Annotated in this window: 22 protein-coding genes; 12 read left to right on the top strand and 10 right to left on the bottom strand. The window is 64.2% G+C overall.

From position 1 onward, the window contains the following. Window positions 1–17 precede the first annotated feature (17 nt). The 11 genes from HDG39_RS03815 to HDG39_RS03770 all read left to right on the top strand — a co-directional run bounded on the left by HDG39_RS03815 (window position 18) and on the right by HDG39_RS03770 (window position 10,735). Entirely contained in the window at window positions 18–389 is a 372-nt protein-coding gene (locus tag HDG39_RS03815; RefSeq protein WP_018418160.1) for an SMR family transporter, read from the top strand. Window positions 390–582: 193 nt separating this feature from the next. Beyond that, a complete protein-coding gene (locus HDG39_RS03810; RefSeq protein WP_184003392.1) occupies window positions 583–1,734 on the top strand; it encodes a DegT/DnrJ/EryC1/StrS family aminotransferase in 1,152 nt (383 codons plus the stop codon). A gap of 6 nt (window positions 1,735–1,740) precedes the next feature. After that, window positions 1,741–2,784, top strand: coding sequence for a glycosyltransferase (locus tag HDG39_RS03805; RefSeq protein ID WP_184003390.1), 1,044 nt, complete (start codon window positions 1,741–1,743; stop codon window positions 2,782–2,784). Continuing rightward, the gene (locus tag HDG39_RS03800; RefSeq protein ID WP_184003389.1) at window positions 2,781–3,710 is read left to right on the top strand and encodes a formyltransferase; all 930 of its coding nucleotides are present in this window, start codon (window positions 2,781–2,783) and stop codon (window positions 3,708–3,710) included. The genes HDG39_RS03805 and HDG39_RS03800 overlap by 4 nt, the downstream gene beginning before the upstream one ends. After that, window positions 3,707–4,753, top strand: a complete 1,047-nt coding sequence (locus HDG39_RS03795; RefSeq protein WP_184003387.1) for a bifunctional UDP-4-keto-pentose/UDP-xylose synthase — start codon at window positions 3,707–3,709, stop codon at window positions 4,751–4,753. The genes HDG39_RS03800 and HDG39_RS03795 overlap by 4 nt, the downstream gene beginning before the upstream one ends. Window positions 4,754–4,763: 10 nt before the next feature. After that, complete coding sequence (locus HDG39_RS03790) at window positions 4,764–5,657, top strand: polysaccharide deacetylase family protein (protein WP_184003385.1); 894 nt, start codon at window positions 4,764–4,766, stop codon at window positions 5,655–5,657. Between the two features lie 196 nt (window positions 5,658–5,853). Continuing rightward, window positions 5,854–6,315 (top strand): peroxiredoxin, encoded by a 462-nt coding sequence (locus HDG39_RS03785; protein WP_018418166.1) that lies wholly within the window; start codon window positions 5,854–5,856, stop codon window positions 6,313–6,315. Window positions 6,316–6,432: 117 nt separating this feature from the next. Then, the gene (locus HDG39_RS34875) at window positions 6,433–6,567 is read left to right on the top strand and encodes a hypothetical protein (RefSeq protein ID WP_260321379.1); all 135 of its coding nucleotides are present in this window, start codon (window positions 6,433–6,435) and stop codon (window positions 6,565–6,567) included. 103 nt (window positions 6,568–6,670) lie between these two features. Further along, entirely contained in the window at window positions 6,671–8,518 is a 1,848-nt protein-coding gene (locus tag HDG39_RS03780; RefSeq protein ID WP_184003383.1) for a PhoH family protein, read from the top strand. A 213-nt stretch (window positions 8,519–8,731) separates the two neighbouring features. Further along, a complete protein-coding gene (locus HDG39_RS03775; RefSeq protein ID WP_184003381.1) occupies window positions 8,732–9,877 on the top strand; it encodes a C40 family peptidase in 1,146 nt (381 codons plus the stop codon). A gap of 51 nt (window positions 9,878–9,928) precedes the next feature. After that, the gene (locus tag HDG39_RS03770) at window positions 9,929–10,735 is read left to right on the top strand and encodes an SDR family oxidoreductase (RefSeq protein WP_184003379.1); all 807 of its coding nucleotides are present in this window, start codon (window positions 9,929–9,931) and stop codon (window positions 10,733–10,735) included. A 143-nt stretch (window positions 10,736–10,878) separates the two neighbouring features. On the opposite strand, the gene HDG39_RS03765 is transcribed toward HDG39_RS03770, so the two are convergent. From HDG39_RS03765 to HDG39_RS03720, 10 genes are all read right to left on the bottom strand, one after another. Further along, on the bottom strand, window positions 10,879–11,889 hold the full coding sequence (locus tag HDG39_RS03765) for an inorganic phosphate transporter (RefSeq protein WP_184003378.1): 1,011 nt from the start codon (window positions 11,887–11,889) through the stop codon (window positions 10,879–10,881). Further along, the gene (locus tag HDG39_RS03760) at window positions 11,889–12,515 is read right to left on the bottom strand and encodes a DUF47 domain-containing protein (RefSeq protein WP_018418171.1); all 627 of its coding nucleotides are present in this window, start codon (window positions 12,513–12,515) and stop codon (window positions 11,889–11,891) included. The genes HDG39_RS03765 and HDG39_RS03760 overlap by 1 nt, the downstream gene beginning before the upstream one ends. A gap of 115 nt (window positions 12,516–12,630) precedes the next feature. Beyond that, window positions 12,631–14,019, bottom strand: coding sequence for a replicative DNA helicase (locus tag HDG39_RS03755; RefSeq protein ID WP_184003376.1), 1,389 nt, complete (start codon window positions 14,017–14,019; stop codon window positions 12,631–12,633). A 214-nt stretch (window positions 14,020–14,233) separates the two neighbouring features. Next, window positions 14,234–14,686: a 50S ribosomal protein L9 gene (rplI, locus tag HDG39_RS03750; RefSeq protein ID WP_018418173.1), complete on the bottom strand. Its 453-nt coding sequence runs from the start codon at window positions 14,684–14,686 to the stop codon at window positions 14,234–14,236. Window positions 14,687–14,713: 27 nt separating this feature from the next. Continuing rightward, the gene (gene rpsR, locus HDG39_RS03745; RefSeq protein WP_184003374.1) at window positions 14,714–14,989 is read right to left on the bottom strand and encodes a 30S ribosomal protein S18; all 276 of its coding nucleotides are present in this window, start codon (window positions 14,987–14,989) and stop codon (window positions 14,714–14,716) included. Window positions 14,990–14,991: 2 nt separating this feature from the next. Continuing rightward, window positions 14,992–15,291, bottom strand: a complete 300-nt coding sequence (priB, locus tag HDG39_RS03740; RefSeq protein WP_184003372.1) for a primosomal replication protein N — start codon at window positions 15,289–15,291, stop codon at window positions 14,992–14,994. 69 nt (window positions 15,292–15,360) lie between these two features. Beyond that, window positions 15,361–15,735 carry a 30S ribosomal protein S6 gene (gene rpsF / locus HDG39_RS03735; protein WP_018418174.1) on the bottom strand — a complete coding sequence of 125 codons (375 nt, stop codon included), beginning with the start codon at window positions 15,733–15,735 and terminating at the stop codon, window positions 15,361–15,363. Window positions 15,736–15,925: 190 nt separating this feature from the next. Continuing rightward, window positions 15,926–16,942, bottom strand: a complete 1,017-nt coding sequence (locus tag HDG39_RS03730) for an anti-sigma factor family protein (protein ID WP_184003370.1) — start codon at window positions 16,940–16,942, stop codon at window positions 15,926–15,928. Next, window positions 16,932–17,786 (bottom strand): RNA polymerase sigma factor, encoded by an 855-nt coding sequence (locus HDG39_RS03725; RefSeq protein ID WP_184003368.1) that lies wholly within the window; start codon window positions 17,784–17,786, stop codon window positions 16,932–16,934. The genes HDG39_RS03730 and HDG39_RS03725 overlap by 11 nt, the downstream gene beginning before the upstream one ends. A 178-nt stretch (window positions 17,787–17,964) precedes the next feature. Continuing rightward, entirely contained in the window at window positions 17,965–18,879 is a 915-nt protein-coding gene (locus tag HDG39_RS03720) for a substrate binding domain-containing protein (protein WP_184003366.1), read from the bottom strand. Between the two features lie 171 nt (window positions 18,880–19,050). Here HDG39_RS03720 and gcl point away from each other — a divergent pair, with 171 nt between their 5' ends. Then, the gene (gcl, locus tag HDG39_RS03715) at window positions 19,051–20,826 is read left to right on the top strand and encodes a glyoxylate carboligase (RefSeq protein ID WP_184003364.1); all 1,776 of its coding nucleotides are present in this window, start codon (window positions 19,051–19,053) and stop codon (window positions 20,824–20,826) included. Window positions 20,827–20,830 lie beyond the last annotated feature (4 nt).

The following is a 20,830-nucleotide window of genomic DNA, read 5'->3' as shown; positions in this document are numbered from 1 at the left end:
GAGAACCAGACCGTTCGATGAACCCGATTTCCCTGTTCTGCATCCTGGCCGGCGTCACGCTGAATGCCGGCGCGCAGCTGCTGCTCAAGGCCGGCACGAATGCCGTTGGACACTTCGAATTCACCCGTGCGAACATCCTGCCCATCGGCTTCAAGCTGGCAACCCAGCCGCCGATCATCGGCGGACTCGCCTGCTACGTGATCAGCGTGGCGGTGTGGATCATCGGGCTCTCGCGCGTGGACGTGTCGATCGCCTATCCGATGCTGTCACTTGGCTACGTCGTCAACGCGATTGCCGCGTGGTACCTGTTCGGCGAAGTGATGTCGGTGCAGAAGCTGATCGGCATCGGCATCATTCTCGTCGGCGTCGTCGTGCTCGCGCGCAGCTAGGCGCGGTGCCCCCCGTAGGAACCCGCGCGGCACACGCGCCGCCTAAGCCTGACGTAAGGTAGGCCGCGGTAAGCTGAGCGGTTGCGTTTTTTAAGCCGCGGCCTTGGGTTTGCGGGTAGTTTGTGGTTTACTTCGCGCCCATCGTACTTCGCGCCTGTCGGGCCGCGCCCCTTTCAATCGAGCGATGCATTCAATGAGCCAGTCACAAGTCCCGTTTTTGCCGTTTGTCAAACCCGAGATCGACGAGGAAACGATCCAGGGCGTCGCCGAAGTGCTGCGTTCCGGCTGGATCACCACCGGCCCGCAGAACCAGAAGTTCGAGGCCGCGCTGTCCGAGTACTGCGGCGGCCGCCCGGTGCGCACCTTCAATTCCGGTACCGCGACGCTCGAAATCGGCCTGCGCATCGCCGGCGTCGGTCCCGGCGACGAAGTGATCACGACGCCGGCCACCTGGGTGTCGACCAGCAACGTGATCCTCGAAACCGGCGCGACGCCAGTGTTCGCCGACATCGACCCGATCGCGCGCAACATCGATCTCGACCTGCTCGAAAAAGCGATCACGCCGCGCACCAAGGCGTTGCTGCCAGTGTTCCTGTCGGGCCTGCCGGTCGACATGGACCGTCTGTACGGGATTGCCCGCGCGCACGAGCTGCGTGTGATCGAAGACGCCGCGCAGGCATTCGGCTCCACCTGGAACGGCGAGCGCATCGGCAAGCTCGGCGACATCGTGTCGTTCAGCTTCCACGCGAACAAGAACCTGACCTCGGTCGAAGGCGGCGCGCTGGTGCTGAACAACGAGGAAGAAGCGGTGCTCGCGCAGAAGTACCGCCTGCAAGGCATCACGCGCACCGGCTTCGACGGCATGGACTGCGACGTGCTCGGCGGCAAATACAACCTGACCGACGTCGCCGCGCGTGTCGGCCTCGGCCAGCTGCCGCATCTCGAGCGCTTCATCGCGCAGCGCAAGAAGCTCGTGCGCGCGTACTTCGCGCAACTCGAAGGCGGCGCGGCCGTTAAGCTCGGCGTCGGCCTGCCGCCCGCGGACTTCGAAAACAGCAACTGGCACATGTTCCAGATCACGCTGCCGCTCGAAAAACTGTCGATCGACCGCGCCGGCTTCATGGGCGAGCTGAAGGAGCGCGGCATCGGCTCGGGCGTGCACTACCCGGCGCTGCACCTGTTTTCCCTGTACCGCGCGCGCGGCTTCAAGGAAGGCATGTTCCCGCACGCTGAGCGCTTCGGCGCCACCACCGTCACGCTGCCACTCTTCACGCTGATGAACGAAGGCGACGTCGAGCGCGTGTGCCGCGCGGTCAACGAAATTTGCGAACACTACGGAAAATAAGCGGACATGACTTATTCGGAACATCGCGCCGTCGCACCGGAAGTGTCGATCATCATTCCGGTGTACAACGAGGAAGCCGGACTGGCCGCGCTGTTCGCGCGCCTCTATCCGGCGCTCGACGCGCTCGGCACCGGTTATGAAGTGATCTTCATCAACGACGGCAGCCGCGACAAATCCGCGGCGCTGCTCGCCGGGCAGTTCCGCGCGCGCCCCGACACTACGCGCGTGATCCTGCTGAACGGCAACTACGGCCAGCACATGGCGATTCTCGCGGGCTTCGAGCAGTCACGCGGCGACATCGTGATCACCCTCGACGCCGACCTGCAGAATCCGCCCGAGGAAATCGGCAAGCTCGTCGCGAAGATGCGCGAAGGTTTCGACTACGTCGGCACGATCCGTCGGCAGCGCCAGGACAGCCTGTGGCGCCGCAAGGCGTCGCGCGCGATGAATCATCTGCGCGAGCGCATCACGCGCATCAAGATGACCGACCAGGGCTGCATGCTGCGCGCCTACAGCCGCCATATCGTCGATACGATCAACCGCTGCGGCGAAATCAACACGTTCATTCCGGCACTCGCGTACACGTTCGCGCAGAATCCGGTGGAAATCGAGGTCGCGCACGAGGAACGCTTCGCCGGTGAGTCGAAGTACTCGCTGTACTCGCTGATCCGTCTGAATTTCGACCTCGTCACCGGCTTCTCGGTGGTGCCGCTGCAATGGCTGTCGTTCATCGGCGTGATCCTGTCGCTAGGATCCGCGGCGCTGTTCGTCCTGCTGCTGATTCGCCGTTTCATCATCGGCGCGGAAGTGCAAGGTGTGTTCACGCTGTTCGCCATCACCTTCTTCCTGCTCGGCGTGATCATCTTCGCGCTCGGCCTGCTCGGTGAATACATCGGCCGGATCTATCAGCAGGTGCGTGCGCGGCCGCGTTATCTGGTGCAGACCATTCTCGAGGAACGCGACGGCGGGGCCGTCGCCGAAGCGCCGCGTCAGAGCGTCGTGCAAGGCGTGCAGCCGGTGCCGGTCGCCGACCAGGGACACCATCCATGAAGCCACGCGCCGTCGTATTCGCGTATCACAACGTCGGCGTGCGCTGCCTGCAGGTGCTGCTCGCGCGCGGCGTCGAGGTCGCGCTCGTCGTGACCCACGAAGACAACCCGAGCGAGAACATCTGGTTCGGCAGCGTCGCTTCGGTGGCAGCCGAGCACGGCATTGCCGTCGTCACGCCGGCCGATCCGAAGAGCCCCGAACTGCGCGCCGCGGTAAGCGCCGCGCGGCCGGACTTCATCTTCTCGTTCTACTACCGCCACATGTTGCCGCTCGACCTGCTCGCAATCTCCGCACGGGGCGCTTACAACATGCACGGCTCGCTGTTACCGAAGTATCGTGGCCGCGTGCCGACCAACTGGGCGGTGCTCAACGGCGAAAGCGAAACCGGCGCAACGCTGCACGAAATGGCCGCGAAGCCCGACGCCGGCGCGATCATTGCGCAAACCCCGGTGCCAATCCTGCCCGACGACACCGCCGCGCAGGTCTTCGACAAGGTCACCGTCGCCGCCGAGCAAACTCTGTGGCGCGTGCTGCCGGCGCTGCTCGCGGGCGAGGCGCCGCATCTGCCAAACGATCTCGCGCATGGCAGTTACTACGGCGGGCGCAAACCGGAAGACGGCCGCATCGACTGGAATCAGTCCGCGCAACAGGTCTACAACCTGATCCGCGCGGTCGCGCCGCCGTATCCGGGCGCTTTCACCGAGCTGAACGGGCGCCGTTTCGTCGTCGCGCGCGCGCGTCTGGCCGCGCCCGGCGCGCTCCGCTCGGATTTGCCCCGGGGCCTGCACGTAAGCGATAATGCCGTTTTCGCGATCTGCGGCGACGGCCGCGCGATCAACATCCACGAATTGCGGCACCAGCACGACGGCGGCGAGTCTGCCGTCAGTCCGGCGGAATTCGCCCAGCTCATCCAATCTCATTCATGAAAAAAGTCCTGATTCTGGGTGTCAATGGCTTCATCGGCCATCACCTGTCCAAACGCATTCTCGAAACGACCGACTGGGAAGTGTTCGGGATGGACATGCAGACCGAACGTCTCGGCGACCTCGTCAATCATGAGCGGATGCATTTCTTCGAAGGCGACATCACCATCAACAAGGAGTGGGTCGAGTACCACATCAAGAAGTGCGATGTGATCCTGCCGCTCGTCGCGATCGCCACGCCCGCAACGTATGTGAAGCAGCCGCTGCGCGTGTTCGAACTCGACTTCGAGGCGAACCTGCCGATCGTGCGTTCAGCCGTCAAGTACGGCAAGCATCTGGTGTTTCCGTCGACCTCCGAGGTCTACGGCATGTGCACGGACGAGCAGTTCGATCCGGAAGAATCGCAGCTGTCGTACGGCCCGATCAACAAGCCGCGCTGGATCTACGCGTGCTCGAAGCAGCTGATGGACCGCGTGATCTGGGGCTACGGCATGGAAGGCCTGAACTTCACGCTGTTCCGTCCGTTCAACTGGATCGGCCCGGGCCTCGACTCGATCTACACGCCGAAGGAAGGTAGCTCGCGCGTGGTCACGCAGTTCCTCGGCCACATCGTGCGCGGCGAGAACATCAGCCTCGTCGATGGCGGCGCGCAGAAGCGCGCGTTCACGGACATCGACGACGGCATCAGCGCGCTGATGAAGATCATCGAGAACAAGAACGGCGTCGCCACCGGCAAGATCTACAACATCGGCAACCCGACCAACAACTTCTCGGTGCGTGAGCTCGCGCACAAGATGCTGGCACTCGCGGCCGAATTCCCCGAATACGCGGACTTGGCCAAGAAAGTGCAACTGGTCGAAACGTCGTCGGGCGCGTACTACGGCAACGGCTATCAGGACGTGCAGAACCGCGTGCCGAAGATCGACAATACGAAGCAGGAACTCGGCTGGGCACCCACGTCGACTTTCGACGAAGCGCTGCGCAAGATTTTCGAAGCGTATCGCGGCCACGTCGCGGAAGCCCGCGCGCTCGTCGAACAGCAATAAGGGCGCGTCCTTGGCTCGCATCGTCCTGAAGATCGACGTCGACACGCTGCGCGGCACCCGCGAAGGCGTGCCGAATCTCGCGCGCATCTTCGACCGCTTCAAGGCGCGCGCCACCTTCCTGTTCAGCCTCGGGCCCGACCACACCGGCTGGGCGATGCGCCGCGTGCTGCGGCCGGGCTTTCTGAAGAAGGTGTCGCGCACGTCGGTGGTCGAGCATTACGGCGTCAGGCAGTTGATGTACGGCGTGCTGCTGCCCGCTCCGGACATCGGCGCGAAGGCCGCGGCCGAGATGCGAGCGATCCACGAAGCCGGCTTCGAGTGCGGCATCCATACGTGGGATCACGTGTACTGGCAGGACAACGTGCGCGCCAAAGATCGCGCGTGGACCGTCGCGCAGATGCAGCGGAGCCACGCGCGGTTCATCGAGATATTCGGCGCGCCGCCCGTCACGCACGGCGCCGCGGGCTGGCAGATGAACGGCCACGCGTTCGAGCAGATCGACGCGTGGGGCATGCGCTACGCTTCCGACGGCCGCGGACACTCGCCATATCTGCCGGTGGTCGACGGCAGGACGCTGAAGCACGTGCAGATACCGACCACGCTCCCGACGCTCGACGAAGTGCTCGGTGTCGATGGTGTCGATACGCACAACGTCGCCGCGTGGATGCTGAAACAAACTGAAAAAAATCCGCACGACCAGGTGTTCACGCTGCACGCCGAACTCGAAGGACAGAAACTCGCGCCGGTTTTCGAACAGTTGCTCGAAGGCTGGCGCGCCCAGGGCCACACGTTCGCGACGATGGGCGATTACTACGCCACGCTAGACCGCGACACGCTGCCATCGTACCCTGTCGCGTGGGGCGAGATTGCGGGGCGCTCCGGCGAACTGATCGTCCAGCCCTGAAGGCTCGCGACGCGGGGGTCATTAGAAGGCGGGCCGCTAATTGCCTGCCTGTTGCCCGCCTGTTACCCGCTTCCTGCCGGGCCTGACGATCGGACAACCGCGCGCCGACCGTATTGCCGAACAACAACAACCTCGACGACAGACCGGCCGACGCCGCGGCACCTAGCGACGCCGGCCCCAACAACCGGAGAACCTCGTGTCCATCGCAGTCGACCAACCCATCCCCGACTTCACCGCCGCCGCGACGGGCGGCGAAATCACGCTGTCAAAACTGCGGGGCAAGAAGGTGGTGCTGTATTTCTATCCGAAGGACAACACGCCGGGCTGCACGACCGAAGGGCTGCAGTTCCGCGATCTGTATCCGAAGTTCAAGAAAGCCGGCGCGGAAGTGATCGGCGTGTCGCGCGACAGCCTGCGTTCGCATGACAACTTCAAGGCTAAGCTCGAACTACCCTTCCCGCTGATTTCCGACCCGGAAGAAACGCTGTGCGCCCTCTTCGCCGTCATCAAAATGAAGAAAATGTATGGCAAAGAGGTACGGGGAATCGAGCGCTCCACGTTCCTCATCGACGCCGATGGCGTGCTGCGCCAGGAGTGGCGCGGCGTCAAGGTGCCGGGCCACGTCGACGATATTCTGGAGGCTGTACAAGCGCTTTGATGCGCGTTATATTGGCCCGCAATGAGTGCCTGTCCACCCCACATTGTTCTCCGCTGCGCCAGCCCTGACGGCCGCCTGACCGGATCCACCGGTGCCGTTCGGAGCGTGAGGCGCAACGTGAGCATCATCGTCGAGCCGCTTGCCCCGAATGCCGGGGCGGCGGCTTTTTTAATTGCGCGCGACCGTTCGTTCATTGGTTCACGCGCTTCCGTCAAGGAGCCTATCGAAAACCAGGCGAACCGGCATCTCTAGACCGAATGCGCGCCTCCTCGCGCAAACTCGATGTCCCATGAGGGCATCGTCAGAATGCGACGGGCGGCGCACGATATGTGACCCGATCATTTCGAGGGAAACCATGCCTTTGCCTACTCCCCCCAGCAAGCTCGGCAATCTTTTGTCGCCTGACGAATACAAGGCCAAAGCCGTCACGCCCGCGCGCTCCACCGCGAAAAAACAGGCGCGTGAAGGGGAATCCGCAGAGTCGGCCGATTACGGCCGCGCCAATGTCGCCACGCCGATGGCGCACGCTGCCAACGCCGCCACCACGTTGTGGCCCGTGCCCGCCGTCGAGTCGCCGCCCGCCGCGCAACCGGCGCCGGCACTCGGGCGCAAGACCAGACAGACCGCCGCGCTGTTGCAGCCGGTTCCGTCCGAGCGCCCCCAGCTCGAAGCCGACGCGGCCGAAGCGCAGCCGGTCGTCGCACGCGCGCCCGCCACGAAGCAGCCCACGGCCGAAACAGCCGCCGCGCCCGCCGCAGCGAGCCCTGCCGCCACGCGCAGGAAACGCGGCACGAGCGCCACGCCCGCCGAGGCGCAGAAGCTTTTCGTGCTCGACACCAACGTGCTGATGCACGATCCGAGCTGCCTGTTCCGCTTCGAGGAGCACGACGTCTATCTGCCGATGATGACGTTGGAAGAGCTCGACGACCACAAGAAGGGAATGTCGGAAGTCGCGCGTAACGCGCGTCAGGTGAGCCGCACGCTCGACGCGCTCGTCGCGAACGCGGGCGACATGGCCGACGGCATTTCGCTCGCGCGTCTGGGCAGCCGCGAGGCGTCCGGGCGGCTGTACTTCCAGACCCGGCTGACCGCGATCGAGCCGGTCGAGGGTCTGCCCGAGGGCAAGGCCGACAACCAGATCCTCGGCGTCGTGCGCGCGCTGCAGCGCGATCGCGCGGATCGCCAGGTCGTGCTGGTGTCGAAAGACATCAACATGCGCATCAAGGCGCATGCGCTCGGTCTGCCGGCCGAAGACTACTTCAACGACCAGGTGCTCGAGGACAGCGACCTGCTGTTCACGGGCATCCGCGCGCTGCCGCAAGACTTCTGGACCAGGCACGCGAAGGGCATGGAAAGCTGGCAGGACACGAAAACCGGCACCACGTACTACCGCGTGACGGGTCCGCTGTGCGCGTCGATGCTGGTCAACGAGTTCGTTTATCTGGAGCCGCAGAACGGCGAGCCCGCGTTTCATGCGCTGGTGCGCGAACTGAACGGCAAGACCGCGCTACTGCAAACGCTGCGTGACTATGGCCACCACAAGAACAACGTGTGGGGCATCACGGCGCGCAATCGCGAGCAGAACTTCGCGTTGAACCTGCTGATGAATCCGGACATCGACTTCGTCACGCTGCTCGGCCAGGCCGGCACCGGCAAGACGCTGGTCGCACTCGCGGCGGGTCTCGCGCAGGTGCTCGACGACAAGCGCTACAACGAGATCATCGTGACGCGCGCGACGGTGCCGGTCGGCGAAGACATCGGCTTTCTGCCGGGCACCGAAGAGGAAAAGATGCAGCCGTGGATGGGTGCGTTCGACGACAACCTCGAAGTCCTGCAGAAAACCGACGACGCCGCCGGCGAATGGGGCCGCGCCGCGACCCAGGAGCTGATCCGCTCGCGCCTGAAGATCAAGAGCATGAACTTCATGCGCGGCCGCACGTTCGTCGACAAGTATCTGATCATCGACGAGGCGCAGAACCTGACGCCGAAGCAGATGAAGACGCTCGTCACGCGTGCGGGTCCGGGCACGAAGATCATCTGCCTTGGCAACATCGCGCAGATCGATACGCCTTACCTGACCGAGGGCAGTTCGGGCCTGACCTATGTGGTCGATCGCTTCAAGGGCTGGGCGCACAGCGGACACGTGACGCTCGCGCGCGGCGAGCGCTCGCGCCTCGCTGACTACGCGTCGGAGATTCTCTAGAGGTTCGCCGGTTTTTTTTCCGGCGTTTGATCGCAGGCCGCGTCCGGTTCGTTCCGGACGCGGCTTTTTTATTGCACCGGCGTTCCCCGCGGGCAACACTTAGCGCACAAACTTCAAGTAATTTATCAACAATTCTTGCCGCAGCCTTGTTGGACGGCTACCATCCCGACATCGTCAGTGAGTAAACGGGTGCTTACCGCCCGTGCCGTCTTCATGCGCCCACTCGCCTTATCGCTGCTGCCCGTCCTGCTGCTCGCCGCTTGTGCCGGCGCGCCGCAGAAGACGTCACGCGGGTCAGGCGGCAGCGTCGTCGCGAACGGCGCCTATCGCGCGCCGCCGCCCGGCTTTCCCCACTTCGTCGATCACAGCATCGGCCGCGAGGAAATCTCCATTCAGGCGATGAGTCTCGTCGGCGTGCCCTACCGTTGGGGCGGGAATACGCCCGACAGCGGCTTCGATTGCAGCGGTCTTGTGCGGTACGTCGTGCTGCGCGCGGCGTCGGTGAACCTGCCACGCACGACGGCCGAGATGAGCGGGCGCGGCGAGTCGGTCGAACCGGACGAAATCGCGCCAGGCGATCTGATCTTTTTCAACACGACGGGGCGCGCGCATTCGCACGTCGGCATCTACGTGGGCAAGCTGCGCTTCGTCAACGCGCCATCGACGGGCGGCACCGTGCGGCTCGACTATCTGACCAATCCCTACTGGGCGAAGCGCTTCGACGGCATCCGCCGGATGGCGGGACCGGCGGCGACGCCGGCGCCGTTCGATACGCCGAGCTATCAGGCTGCGGTGCCGCAAACCGAGCGAGGCGCTGCGGTCGCGGCCACCGGCACGGCAACAACCGTGGCAGCTCCGGCAGCGTCGATCTACGCGGGCCCGACGGCGCTGTCCAGCGCGCCGTCGATGGCAACGGCCCGGCCGGTCGCGAGCGCGACGCCGGCGACCGGTGCAGGCGGCGGCACGCCCGTCGTGCAAGCCGATCAATTCGAGCCGCCGCCGGGCCTCGGCGCCGCGCAGCTGCAGGCACGTTCAGCGGGCGCCGTGGCAGCGACGGTCCCCGCGGCTCAGGCGAGCACGAATGAAAGCGGCGCTCGTTCGCCCGCTCAACCGATGCAGTCCGCGACGACCGCCCGCACCCTTGCCCAACCTTCACCCGACCCGATCGACGCCGCCGCCGATGCATTCGAACCGCCGCCACCCGCCTCCATCGCGGAACGTCAGGCCCGGCAGATGCAGCAGACCGAAGGCAGTGGATCCATGCAGCTCATGCGTGCGTCGACGGCTTCCCACGGCGTGCCCGGACCCACGCAAAGCAGCGACGACCCGATCGCCCGTTTCGCGAACGGCAACTTCTGACGCCCTGATCTGCTATCGTCATCGATATTCTTTCGACGGCGGGTAACGACCATGGAACTCGGGCTCAGAAATAAGGTGGTGCTCATCACCGGCGGCAGCAAAGGCATCGGTTTCGCCTGTGCGCGCGCCTTCGCCCAGGAAGGCGCGAGGGTGGCGATCGTGTCGCGCGACCCCGCCAACCTTGCGCGCGCCTACGAACAGCTGAAACAGGAAGGATTCCACGTGCACCGCACGCGCGCCGACCTGCACGAAGCGCACAGCGCCGCCGATATCGTCGAGGAAGTCAGCACCGCCGTGGGCCCGATCGACGTACTGATCAACAGTGCCGGCGCCGCGCGCCGGTACGACCCCGAGACGCTCGATGCCGACGCATTCCGCGCGACGATGGAAGCGAAGTATTTCCCGTATATCTATCCGCAGCAGGAAGTGCTGCGCCGTATGGCCGAGCGCGCGAAAGCCAACGGCGGTGCCGAGCCGGGCACGATCGTCAACATCATCGGCATGGGCGGCAAGGTCGCGAGCGACATCCATATCGCAGGCGGCGCGGCCAACGCGGCGCTGATGCTCGCGACCGTCGGCCTCGCGCACTACTACGCGCGCTATGGCATCCGCATCAATGCGATCAATCCGGGCTCGACGCTGACCGAGCGCGTCGAGGAAGCGGTCCGGCTGGAAGCGGCGCAGCAAGGCATCGGCAATGACGAAGCGCTGGCGCGCGGCCAGGCCCGGATGCCGCTCGGGCGCTATGCAAAGCCGGAGGAAATCGCCGACGTTGCGCTGTTCCTCGCGAGCCGCCGCGCGAGCTATGTGACGGGCGCGATCATTCCGATGGATGGTGCGAACGCGCCGCTGATCTGAACGCGTCGTGCAACGCGCTTTTTAGTCGAACTGCGTAGGGACGCCGGTGCGATGCCTTGGGCGGCATGTAGCCGAAGCCCGCGCGTGCTCTACTCAGCCAAACTCAGCCGAACCCGGTAGCGCAGGCCTGCATCGCATGGTGGTTACAGGAAGTGGTGACCCAGCCACCAGGCCCCGCCTGACAGCACCGCGGAAGCCGGGATCGTCAGAATCCAGGCCCAGACGATGTTGCCGGCGACACCCCAGCGCACTGCGCTCAGCTTCTGCGTCGCGCCGACTCCGACGATCGCGCCGGTAATCGTATGCGTAGTAGAGACGGGAATGCCGAGCGCCGAGGCGGTAAAGAGCGTGATCGCTCCGCCCGCCTCCGCGCAGAAGCCGCCGACCGGCTTCAACTTCGTGATTTTCTGGCCCATCGTGCGCACGATGCGCCAGCCACCGAACAGCGTACCGAGACCCATCGACAGATAGCAGCCGCCGATCACCCACAGCGGCGGCGCGTCCGCCTTCATCGACGCGAAGCCGGTGGCGATCAGTAGCATCCAGATGATGCCGATGGTTTTCTGCGCGTCGTTGCCGCCGTGACCCAGGCTGTACAGGCCAGCAGAGAGCAATTGCAGACGCCTGAAGCGCCCGTCGACCTTGCTAGGCGGCGTGCGGAAGTACAGCCACGACACCAGCAGCATGAAAAACGAGCCGAGCACGAAGCCGAGCAGCGGTGAAATGAAGATGAACGCGACGGTCTTCATCAGGCCGTCCCAGTTCAGCGATTCCCAGCCCGACTTCGCGAGCGCCGCACCCACGAGGCCGCCGATCAGCGCGTGCGACGAGCTGGACGGAATGCCGTAGACCCAGGTGATCACGTTCCACGCGATCGCGCCGACCAACGCGCCGAAGATCACGTAGTGGTCGACGATGTCCGGGTCGATCGTGCCCTTGCCGACGGTCGTGGCCACCTTCAGGTGAAACACGAAATACGCGATGACGTTGAACGCCGCCGCGAACGCCACCGCCTGCTGTGGCTTCAGCACGCCGGTCGACACGACCGTGGCGATCGAATTCGCCGCGTCGTGAAAACCGTTCATGAAGTCGAACACCAAAGCAATGGCAACCAGGCCGGTGACGACCCAGATAGCGAGTTGTATCGATTGCATTATGCGTTTTCCAGCACGATGCCTTCGATGATGTTCGCCACATCCTCACACTTGTCCGTGATCGTTTCGAGCAACTCGTAGATCGCCTTCAGCTTGATCAGGACCTTGACGTCGTCTTCCTCGCGGAACAGCTTCGACATCGCCGCGCGCAGCACGCGGTCGGCTTCCGATTCAAGCCGGTCGATGTCCTCGCAGGCCTTCAGGATCTGGCTCGCCTGCTTCATGTCCGACAGCAGGCTGACCGCGAACTGCACGCGCTCGCAGGTCGCCGTGCAGATATGCGCGAGCTGGCTCGCCTCCGACGTGACCGCTTGCACGTCGTACAGCGAGATCGCGGTGGCGACGTCCTCCATCAGATCGAGGATGTCGTCCATCGTCGTGATCAGCTTGTGGATCTCGTCACGGTCGAGCGGCGTGATGAAAGTCTTGTGCAGCAGGTCGATGGCTTCGTGCGTGAGCTTGTCGGCCGCTTTCTCGGCCTTTTGTACGTTCTGCTTGTGGGTTTCGGCGTCCTGCAGATTGTCGATCAGGAGCTCGAGTTCGCGGCTTGCCGAGATGATGCACGTTGCGTGCGAATTGAAGATTTCAAAGAACTTGCCCTCGGTGGGCATGAATCGACCGAACATTGGGATCCTGGAAATGGGTCACGTTATGGCTGACATAAAACCGCCATATTGTACCGTTCCGTCATCATTGCCGCATTCGTGACAGCGCCGTTACAACAGCCCACGGCGCTTTGCGTCACTCGCCGCCGTAGAAGTTCTGCGTGCCCGCAAAGTTGTCGAACTTCGTGTACTGGCCGTGGAAAGTGAGCCGAACGGGACCGATCGGACCGTTCCGCTGCTTGCCGATGATGATCTCCGCGGTGCCCTTGTCGGGGCTGTCCGGGTTGTACACTTCGTCGCGATAGATGAACAGGATCACGTCGGCGTCCTGTTCGATAGCGCCCGATTCGCGCAGGTCCGACATGATTGGCCGCTTGTTGGGCCGCTGCTCGAGGCCGCGGTTCAGCTGCGACAACGCGATCACCGGCACGTCGAGCTCCTTCGCGAGGCTCTTCAGCGAACGCGAGATTTCCGAGATTTCGGTCGCGCGGTTTTCGCCCGACGACGAGCCGCTCATCAGCTGCAGATAGTCGATGATGATCAGCCCGAGCTTGCCGCACTGGCGCGATAGCCGGCGCGCGCGCGAGCGCAGTTCCATCGGGTTCAGACCGCCGGTTTCGTCGATGAAGATCTGCGCCTCGCTCATTTTCTGCACCGCGTGCGTGAGCTTCGGCCAATCCTCGTCGGTCAGGCGCCCGGTTCTCATGCGATGCTGGTCGAGCCGGCCGACCGAGCCCAGCATACGCATCGTGAGCTGCGTGCCCGGCATTTCCATCGAGAACACCGCGACGGGTAGTCCGTACTCGACCGCGACGTATTCGCCGACGTTCATCGAAAACGCCGTCTTACCCATCGACGGACGGCCCGCGACGATGATCAGCTCGCCGCCGTGCATGCCCGAGGTCATACGATCCAGATCGACGAAGCCGGTCGGCGTGCCGGTCACGTCGCTCGGATTGGCGGTGTGATAGAGCGTGTCGATCCGCTCGACCACCTGGGTCAGCAGCGGCCCGATCTCGAGAAAGCCCTGGGTGCCACGCGCGCCGTCTTCGGCGATCGAGAACACCTTCGATTCCGCTTCGTCCAGCAATTGCCGGACTTCCTTGCCTTGCGGGTTGAACGCGTCGGCGGAGATTTCATCGGCGACGGACACGAGCCGGCGCAGCACCGCACGGTCGCGCACGATTTCCGCATAGCGGCGGATGTTGGCCGCGCTCGGTGTGTTCTGCGCGAGCGCGTTCAGGTAAGCGAGGCCGCCGACATCTTCCGCCTTGCCCGAAGTGCCGAGCGCTTCGTAGACGGTGACCACGTCGGCCGGCCGCGTGGCCGCAATCAGCTTGCCGATGTGCTCGAAGATGATGCGGTGGTCGTAGCGGTAGAAGTCGCTTTGCGCGAGGAAGTCGGCGATGCGGTCCCACGCCGCGTTATCGAGCAGCAGGCCGCCCAGCACCGATTGCTCGGCTTCGATCGAATGCGGCGGGACTTTCAGCGACTCGAGTTGGGGATCTTTGGACGGTGCGTTCATGGGGAGGAATTATCGGGCAATCCGGCGACGGCTGCGAGCGGAAAAAACGCAAATACGGGGATATACGAGAGATAGTCGGGCACAAAAAAAGCAGGGGCCGGTTTCCCGGCCCCTGCTCTTCACCAGCAATACGCTGGCTGATCCTGCCTGATGCTTAGACGCGGTCGGCTTAGACGCGGTCGGCTTAGACGCGGTCGGCTTAGACGCGGTCGGCTTAGACGTGCTCGCCGATCACGGCCACCGTCACATCGACGAGAACGTCGGTGTGCAGCGAAACCTGAACCTGGTGCTCGCCAACCATCTTCAGCGGGCCTTCCGGCAGACGCACTTGCGCCTTTTCCACTGCGAAGCCTTGCTTGCCGAGCGCTTCGGCGATGTCGGCGTTGGTCACCGAGCCGAACAGACGGCCGTCGACGCCAGCCTTCTGATTGACCTGAACGGTCTGGCCTGCCAGCTTTTCGCCTTGAGCCTGAGCGGCTGCCAGCTTTTCAGCGGCGTGCTTTTCCAGTTCTGCGCGGCGCACTTCGAATTCAGCCAGCGCGTCCTTCGTTGCACGGCGAGCTTTCTTGTTCGGGATCAGGAAGTTACGTGCGTAACCGTCCTTGACCTTCACGATGTCGCCGAGGTTACCCAGGTTGACGACTTTTTCCAGAAGAATGATTTGCATTCGGATGCTCCTTATCGCGTCGTCGGGTTAGGCCTTGTGCTGGTCGGTGTACGGCACCAGCGCGAGGAAACGTGCGCGCTTGATAGCCGTGTCCAGCTGGCGTTGATAATGCGCCTTGGTACCCGTGAGACGTGCCGGCGTGATCTTGCCGTTCTCGCCGATGAAGTCCTTCAGCGTTTCGATGTCTTTGTAGTCGATGTACTCGACGTCAGCAGCCGTGAAACGGCAGAACTTCTTGCGCTTGAAGAGCGGGTTCTGTTGCTGACGACGCTTGTCGAATTTCTTACCAGTCGGGCGGGGCATGATTAGTCCTTTCCAATGTCCTGCAATGCTGTGATGTGAAATACCAGAGTTCGCGCGTTACGGTGCTTTTTAGCCAGAAAACCTGTGAAGAGCGTTTCGACGCCCATCTGACAGTTTTCGAGCTTACCGCTCGCTTCGCCCGCGGCGACCGCCTGCATGGTCAGTTCGACCTGACGGGCAATGCCCGCCTCGACGACTTCCGTGCGGTGGTGCAACGTGCAGCTTGCAATCGGAACGCCGGCGGGTGTGTACCGCACCTGTTCGCGTTCGACGACGCTCGCCGTAAGTTGCAGCCGGTTCATGTACCTGTTTATGTCTTCGTGTACGTGAGCGGAGCGACGCTGCGTGTCTGGCAGCTTAAATAACGAGTCTTAAGCCTGCGCTTCGGTCGGCTGAGCTGCTGCCGACTTCTTGGCTTCTTCGCGCTGCACTTCCTTCATCATTGGCGACGGGCCGGTTTCGGCCTTCTTCATCTTGACGATGAGGTGACGCAGAACGGCGTCGTTGAACTTGAACGCGTGTTCCAGCTCGTCGAGCGTGGTCTGGTCGCACTCGATGTTCATGCAGACGTAGTGAGCCTTCGCGAGTTTCTCGATCATGTAGGCCAGTTGGCGACGGCCCCAGTCTTCGACGCGGTGGACTTGACCACCGTGCGACGTGATCGTGCTCTTGTAACGCTCGATCATGGCGGGCACCTGCTCGCTTTGATCGGGATGCACGATAAAGACGATTTCGTAATGACGCATTACACACTCCTTGTGCTGACTTTTGGATAGAAGCCGCCCGGGCGTCGAAACCGGTGCGGCAAGTGAGAAGCCGAAGAGTGTAACCCGAATGGGGACGGGTTGCAAGGAATTCCGCCGATTCGGCGGCGGAATCGGATGTGTTTTCAAGAGCTTAGGTGGTGGGTCGCGGAAGTCGGGCCGTTCTTGTCCCTCAACCCGCTTCCGTGCGCTGGCTGCCGCTCTGCAAACGCGCTCTGAGCGCCGCTTCGAGACCACTGAGCGCATCGGGTGCGGCGTCCGTGATCGCCCACCAGGTCATGCCCGCCGCGTCCCAATGTGCGATCGAATAGCCGTCGTGGGCGAGCGATGCCGGCGCCGCGCCGTCAATGCCACGCGTTGTGGACTGCGGAAATACATACACGTCGATCACGTGCTTGCCGTAGCGGTACACGAGCACCGCGACACGCTGATGCGCGAGGTAGTCGAGCCGGCCACCCTCCAGCGCGAAGCCGGCCGCCGCGAGGTCCTCGACCGGCGGCGAGTAGTCGAGTCGACCGTTGAACCATGGCTTGACCGTGTGACGGTCGGTCGAAATTACGTCGATGTCGCGGCCGGAAACCTGCGCGCGCACATGGCTTTCGATGAGTTCGTCGGTGAATGGCGCGAATTCGGCGGGACGGCGCAGCGTCAGCGTCAGGACAGCGGTGGCCACACACAGCGCGATCACGAGCACCGCGAGACCGCCGCGCGCGACCACGCGGTTGGCGCCGCCGGCGGCATGCGGTCCGTTGAAGCCGATTAGCCGGCCGCGTGAATCGCCCGAGCGACCCGGACCGCTGAAGCCTCTGAGCCACCGGTCGAGCCACGCGGGTCGCCGCGCCCAGCGACGCTGACGCTGAGGTTCGTACGTCGCCACGTCCGTCATCCCGGCGCTAGCGCTGCCGGTAGACTCCTCCTCTGAATCTTCAGGCGCCGCCGCCGTGGCCAACCCCGCAGTTCCTCCCTCGACCGCGCCGGGCAAGCCCGCCACGATCCGCGCCCGCAACGACTGCGGCGCCCGATGATACGGCGCCGCGCGCAGCGCGCCGCTCAGCGCGCGCAGGTTGTCGCTCGCGCGCCGGCAGTCGTCGCAGCTCTCGATATGCTGCTGGACCCGGCGCGCATCGGGTGCCGGCAGTTCGTGATCGGCATTCGCCTCGAGGAGCGGCCGAGCTTCGTTACAGTCCATCCGGCGTCTCCTGAGCGGGGTCGGCGACAGCGCCGGGAATGTTGAGGGGCCGGCCGTCGGCAAACGCCCGGAGCTGTGTCACTGTTGCGGTGGCGGGCACGACCGCCGCCGATACCGGGCGACCATCGCCGGAACTTCGTGCGGGCTGCGGGCAGGACGCAGGCGGCGCGGCGGGCGCTGACCGCGCGAGTCGGTCGGACTGCGCGGCCTGATCCGACGGCGCTCCCGTCGACCCGCGCGGGCCACCCTGCCCGCCTTTGCGCCCCCCGCCAACCGACTCCCCCCCGCCTCGCTGCTGCGCCATCAACACCTCCGCCAGCTTGCGCCGCCCACGCGCGAGCCGCGACATCACCGTACCGATCGGCACGTCGGCCACCACCGCGATCTCCCGATATCCCATCTCCTCGAGCTCGCGCAAGATCAGCACCTCGCGATACTCGACCGGCAAACGCGCCAACGCGTCGTGTACCTGGCGTGCATCCTCGTCGCGGATCAGCAGCGTCTGCGGATCGTCGCCGCCCGCGCTCCATCCGTCGAGTGTCGCGTCGTCCATCGTTTCGTCGAATTCGAGCATGTCGTGCGACGGCGCGCGACGGCGCCATTCCGTGTACCAGGTGCGGCGCACGATCGCGAGCAGCCACGGCCGCGCAGAGTCGCCGCGAAACGTATCGAAGAAGCGGAACGCGCGCATGAATGCTTCCTGCACGACGTCCTCGGCATCGTTCGGATTGCCGCACAGCCAGCGCGCGAGGTTGTACGCGGCGTCGAGATGCGGCAACGCCAGCTGCTGGAAGCGGCGGCTTTTCGCTGCATCGGCATCGGCGTCTGAATCGGTCTGGACCACGTGGGCCCCTCCAAGGGCATGGCGGCTGCGTCGTGCGGGTCGCTGCGGTTGCGCGCCCCGCGAGGTGTCGTTCCTGACGTGTCTTTCACAGCAGAACTGGCCATAGACCGAGTTTATTCCCGACTCAGGCGAGCATTCGCAGGAAAGATCGCGATCGCCTGCGCGCGCCGCTCGCCAGCTAGTACGACGGCCTGTTCCAGTAGTCGTCGCTCGCGTACACGTCTTTCAGATAGTCGATGAAATAGCGCACGCGCGCCGGCACGAAGCGCTGCTGCGGATAGACCGCAAGGATGTCGTAATCGGGCAGCGCATATTCGTCGAGCACGGTTTCCAGCTCGCCTCGCGCGAGCTGCCGCTGGATTTCCCACGTCGAACGCCAGCCGAGTCCGAGCCCCTCCGAAACCCAGCGATGCAGCAGTTCGCCATCGTTGCAGTCGAGCGAGCCGCCCACCCGCACCGTCGCGAGCTTGCCGTTGCGGCGGAAATACCAGCCGCGGTTCTGCCCGCCTTGCAGATTGAACGCGAGACAGTTGTGGGCCGGCAGATCCTCGAGCGTCTTCGGCTTGCCGTGACGGCGAAAATAGTCGGGCGTACCGCACACCACGCGCCGGTTCGACGCCAGCTTCACCGCGATGAAGTTCGGATCGACCGCGCCGCCGATGCGGATCGACAGATCGTAGCCCTCGCGCACCAGATCGACGACCCGGTCGGTCAGATTGAACGACATCTGCAACTCGGGTTTGTCACGTAAAAACGCGGGCGCGAGCGGCGCGACGTGCTTACGCCCGAACGCGGCGGGCGCCGACACGATCAGATGGCCGTTCACCGCGCGGCGCCCGGCGCTCAGTTCGTTTTCCGCCTGATCCCATTCGCTGAGAAGCCCGCGGCAGCGTTCGAGAAACGCGGCGCCGTCCTCGCTGACGACGAGCCGCCGTGTCGTGCGATACATCAGCTTCACGCCGAGGCGCTTCTCGAGCGCATCGATGCGCCGCCCGAGAATCACCGGCGACACGCCTTCCTCAAGCGCCGCCGCCGCGAGACTGCCCGCATCGGCGACCCGCACGAAGGTTTCGATCTGTTTGAAGCGGTCCATGTTCGTCTCCCACCTGTCTCTTGCCGGGCTGATGCCGGCCGTGCGCCGGGCTTCACGTCATTCCATACTTTTTGTTTCGGAATAAGCGACCCGGACTGATCTTATCAAACCTTTGGCGCAGGCCTACAGTGTCCCTCAACCGACGTAATTCCCGACCTAGAGGAGACATTCATGGCCAAAATGAGAGCCGTCGACGCCGCTGTTCTGGTGCTCGAAAAAGAAGGCATCGATACCGCGTTCGGCGTGCCGGGCGCCGCGATCAACCCGTTCTACTCGGCGATGCGCAAAGCCGGCGGCATCAGCCACGTGCTCGCGCGCCATGTGGAGGGCGCATCGCACATGGCCGAGGGCTACACGCGTGCTCAGCCGGGCAACATCGGCGTGTGCATCGGCACCTCGGGCCCCGCCGGCACCGACATGATCACCGGTTTGTACTCCGCGCAGGCCGACTCGATTCCTATTCTGGCTATCACAGGCCAGGCGCCGCGCGCGCGTCTGTACAAGGAAGACTTCCAGGCCGTCGATATCGAATCGATCGCCAAGCCCGTCACCAAGTGGGCCGTGACCGTGCGCGAGCCGGCGCTGGTGCCGCGCGTGTTTCAGCAGGCGTTCCATCTGATGCGCTCGGGCCGCCCGGGCCCGGTGCTGGTCGATCTGCCGATCGACGTGCAGCTCGCCGAAATCGAATTCGACATCGACACGTACGAGCCGCTGCCGGTCTACAAGCCGAAGGCGACCCGCAAGCAGATCGAGGCCGCGCTGACGCTGCTCAACGATGCCGACAGGCCGCTGATCGTGTCGGGCGGCGGTGTGCTGAACGCCGTGGCCGAGGACCTGCTCGTGAAGTTCGCCGAAACGCTCGGCGTGCCGGTGATCCCGACGCTGATGTCGTGGGGCGCGATTCCCGACGACCATCCGCTGATGGTCGGCATGGTCGGTCTGCAGACCTCGCATCGCTACGGTAACGCGACGATGCTCGCGTCCGACTTCGTGCTCGGCATCGGCAACCGCTGGGCCAACCGTCACACCGGCAGCGTCGATGTCTATACGAAGGGCCGCAAGTTCGTGCACGTCGATATCGAACCGACGCAGATCGGCCGCGTGTTCGGCCCGGATCTCGGCATCGTGTCGGACGCGAAGGCCGCGCTCGAACTGTTCGTCGAAGTCGCCAGCGAATGGAAGGCCGCGGGCAAGCTGAAGGATCGCGGCGCGTGGGTTGCCGATTGCCAGCAACGCAAGCGCACGATGCTGCGCAAGACGCACTTCGACAACGTGCCGATGAAGCCGCAGCGCGTCTACGAAGAGATGAACCAGGTGTTCGGCCGCGACACGTGCTACGTGAGCACGATCGGCCTGTCGCAGATCGCCGCCGCGCAATTCCTGCACGTGTACAAGGCGCGCAACTGGATCAACTGCGGTCAGGCGGGCCCGCTCGGCTGGACGATTCCGGCGGCGCTCGGCGTGCGCGCGGCCGACCCGCAACGGCCGATCGTCGCGCTGTCGGGCGACTACGACTTCCAGTTCATGATCGAAGAGCTCGCGGCCGGCGCGCAATTCAAGCTGCCGTACGTGCATGTCGTCGTGAACAACTCGTACCTCGGCCTGATTCGCCAGGCGCAGCGCGCGTTCGAAATGGACTACTGCGTGCAGCTCGGCTTCGAAAACATCAACTCGCCGGAGATGAACGGCTATGGCGTCGATCACGTCGCGGTGGCCGAAGGTCTGGGTTGCAAGGCGATTCGCGTGTTCAAGCCGGAGGAGCTGAAGCCGGCGCTGCAAAAAGCGCAGTCGATGCTCGCCGAATTCAACGTGCCGGTGATCGTCGAAGTGATTCTCGAACGCGTGACCAATATCTCGATGGGCACCGAGATCGACGCGATCAACGAGTTCGAGGAACTCGCGGAAAAGCGCGAGGACGCGCCGACGGCGATCAGCCTGCTCGATTGAGCGT

This window comes from Paraburkholderia lebeckiae (assembly GCF_014201005.1).
Taxonomy (GTDB): Bacteria; Pseudomonadota; Gammaproteobacteria; order Burkholderiales; family Burkholderiaceae; genus Paraburkholderia; species Paraburkholderia tuberum.
Note: the sequence above shows the minus strand (reverse complement) of the source record. Positions and strands in the feature narration are given on the sequence as shown.